The sequence below is a fragment of the Campylobacter sp. DY7 genome (assembly GCF_057802535.1).
On the sequence record NZ_JBYJAU010000027.1, the window covers coordinates 1 to 3,700 of the forward strand.

Below are 3,700 nucleotides of genomic sequence, written 5' to 3' on the forward strand. Positions count from 1 at the left end.
AAAACTTAAACAGAGCATTTAAGCAAATGTTCTTTCTAGGTTTTATTTAATTTAATTCTATGTTTATATATAGTTTTAACCTAGTGTTATTTTATTTATCAATGTTAAGAGTCACAAGCAAGTAATATAAAACAATTTCATAAGCTTGTTAAAGGTAATTAAGTCTTAATCTCTTTCTTAAATATTAAGAAAAAGTTTTTAAGCATCACAGCTTAGACGCTTTCCGTCTTGAAGGTTAAGAATAATTACATAAAAACTTTAGCAAGGAAGTAATGCGTTTTAGTAATACTAAAAACAATAACAATAATGCATGCAAATATATTTCAATTTTAATTGTAATAATATTTAACATTATTAATAAAGGTAAGCTAATAAGAGCGAATGGCGGATGCCTTGGCAGACAGAGGCGATGAAGGACGTACTAGACTGCGATAAGCTACGAGGAGCCGTCAAGGGGCATTAATTCGTAGATTTCCGAATGGGGCAACCCAATACATAGAGATATGTATTACCATATATGGAGCGAACGTTGGGAATTGAAACATCTTAGTACCAACAGGAAAAGAAATCAATAGAGATTACGCTAGTAGCGGCGAGCGAAAGCGTAAGAGGGCAAACCACTAGTTTACTAGTGGGGTTGTAGGACTGCAACAAAGACTAAGCAAAGATAGTAGAACAAGTTGGAAAGCTTGAGCATAGAGGGTGATACTCCCGTACATAAAATCTTTACTTTACTTAGCAGTATCCTGAGTAGGGCGAGACACGTGAAATCTTGTCTGAAGCTGGGTCGACCACGATCCAACCCTAAATACTAATGTCTGACCGATAGTGTACAAGTACCGTGAGGGAAAGGTGAAAAGAACTGAGGTGATCAGAGTGAAATAGAACCTGAAACCATTTGCTTACAATCATTCAGAGCACTATGTAGCAATACAGTGTGATGGACTGCCTTTTGCATAATGAGCCTGCGAGTTGTGGTGTCTGGCAAGGTTAAGCTAACGTGAAGCCGTAGCGAAAGCGAGTCTTAATAGGGCGATAAGTCAGATGCTGCAGACCCGAAACGAAGTGATCTATCCATGAGCAGGTTGAAGCTAGTGTAAGAGCTAGTGGAGGACCCAACCGACGGCCATTGAAACGGCTCCGGATGACTTGTGGATAGGGGTGAAAGGCCAATCAAACTTCGTGATAGCTGGTTCTCTCCGAAATATATTTAGGTATAGCGTTGTGTAGTAGCTATAAGGGGTAGAGCACTGAATGGGCTAGGGCATACACCAATGTACCAAACCCTATCAAACTCCGAATACTTATAGTGTAATCACAGCAGTCAGGCGGCGAGTGATAAAATCCGTCGTCGAGAGGGGAACAACCCAGACTACCAGCTAAGGTCCCTAAATCTTATTTGAGTGGAAAACGATGTGAAGTTACTTTAACAACCAGGAGGTTGGCTTAGAAGCAGCCATCCTTTAAAGAAAGCGTAATAGCTCACTGGTCTAGTGATTTTGCGCGGAAAATATAACGGGGCTAAAATAAGTACCGAAGCTGTAGACTTAGTTTTTACTAAGTGGTAGGAGAGCGTTCTATAGGCGTTGAAGATGTACCGGTAAGGAGCGTTGGAGCGTATAGAAGTGAGCATGCAGGCATGAGTAGCGATAATTAATGTGAGAATCATTAACGCCGTAAACCCAAGGTTTCCTACGCGATGCTCGTCATCGTAGGGTTAGTCGGGTCCTAAGCAAAGTCCGAAAGGGGTATGCGATGGAAAATTGGTTAATATTCCAATACCAACATTATTGTGCGATGGAAGGACGCTTAGGGCTAAGCAAGCTAGCTGATGGAAGTGCTAGTCTAAGGTCGTAGGTTGTTATACAGGCAAATCCGTGTAACGTTAGACCGAGAACTGAAAGGCTTTCTGAAGTCTTCGGATGGAAGGAAGAATTGCTGATGCCGTCGAGCCAAGAAAAGTTTCTAAGTTTAGATAATGTTGCCCGTACCGTAAACCGACACAGGTGGGTGGGATGAGTATTCTAAGGCGCGTGGAAGAACTCTCTTTAAGGAACTCTGCAAAATAGCACCGTATCTTCGGTATAAGGTGTGGTTAGCCTTGTATTAGGATTTACTCCGAAAGCAAGGAAACTTACAACAAAGAGTCCCTCCCGACTGTTTACCAAAAACACAGCACTCTGCTAACACGTAAGTGGATGTATAGGGTGTGACGCCTGCCCGGTGCTCGAAGGTTAATTGATGGGGTCAGCAGCAATGCGAAGCTCTTGATCGAAGCCCGAGTAAACGGCGGCCGTAACTATAACGGTCCTAAGGTAGCGAAATTCCTTGTCGATTAAATATCGACCTGCATGAATGGCGTAACGAGATGGGAGCTGTCTCAAAGAGGGATCCAGTGAAATTGTAGTGGAGGTGAAAATTCCTCCTACCCGCGGCAAGACGGAAAGACCCCGTGGACCTTTACTACAGCTTGACACTGCTACTTGGATAAGAATGTGCAGGATAGGTGGGAGGCTTTGAGTTATAGACGCCAGTTTATAATGAGCCATCGTTGAGATACCACTCTTTCTTATTCGGGTAGCTAACTAGCGTGAGTTATCCTCACGTAGGACAATGTCTGGTGGGTAGTTTGACTGGGGCGGTCGCCTCCCAAAAAATAACGGAGGCTTACAAAGGTTGGTTCAAAACGGTTGGAAATCGTTTGTAGAGTATAAAGGCATAAACCAGCTTAACTGCAAGACAAACACGTCAAGCAGAGACGAAAGTCGGTCTTAGTGATCCGGTGGTTCTGTGTGGAAGGGCCATCGCTCAAAGGATAAAAGGTACCCCGGGGATAACAGGCTGATCTCCCCCAAGAGCTCACATCGACGGGGAGGTTTGGCACCTCGATGTCGGCTCATCGCATCCTGGGGCTGGAGCAGGTCCCAAGGGTATGGCTGTTCGCCATTTAAAGCGGTACGCGAGCTGGGTTCAGAACGTCGTGAGACAGTTCGGTCCCTATCTGCCGTGGGCGTAAGAAGATTGAAGAGATTTGACCCTAGTACGAGAGGACCGGGTTGAACGAACCACTGGTGTAGCTGTTGTTCTGCCAAGAGCATCGCAGCGTAGCTAAGTTCGGATGTGATAAGAGCTGAAAGCATCTAAGCTCGAAGCCAACTCTAAGATGAATCTTCTCTTAAGGTCGCAGCAAGACTAGCTGCTTGATAGGTTGGGTGTGTAAGTGGTGAAAGCCATTTAGCTGACCAATACTAATAGACCGTCCGCTTACTTTAAATAAGCATTACTTCCTTGCTAAGGTTTATTACTTTAGTAAGTTTAATAGTTTAAATTACTTGCTTTTAACATTGTTATTTAAGTTTATTAAAAACTAATAGATTTAAATAACAATGTCCGTGATTATACAAATGTGGTAACGCCTTGTCCCATCCCGAACCAAGAAGCTAAGCACATTGTGGGCGATGATACTGTACCTTACTGGTATGGGGAAAGTAGCTCGTTGCGGACTTGTTAAAATCTTTTTTAACTCCTTTCTTTTTAATAATAATTAATTTTTACATATTTATTTTTTTAAATCAATTTTTATATTTATTTATTTTTTAAAAACGGGATAGGGCTAGAAGGTGTTTTTATTGCATTTGTTCTGGTTTTTATGGTTGGTTGGTAGGTTTTTATTTTTTTAGTGTTGTTATTTTTATAAAAT

Annotated in this window: 2 rRNA genes; both read left to right on the forward strand. The window is 42.2% G+C overall.

The features are described from left to right. The first annotated feature begins 361 nt into the window (after positions 1 to 361). Positions 362 to 3,272 (forward strand): 23S ribosomal RNA (locus tag AC1B00_RS09505). Between the two features lie 116 nt (positions 3,273 to 3,388). Next, a 5S ribosomal RNA gene (gene rrf, locus AC1B00_RS09510) occupies positions 3,389 to 3,505 on the forward strand. Positions 3,506 to 3,700 lie beyond the last annotated feature (195 nt).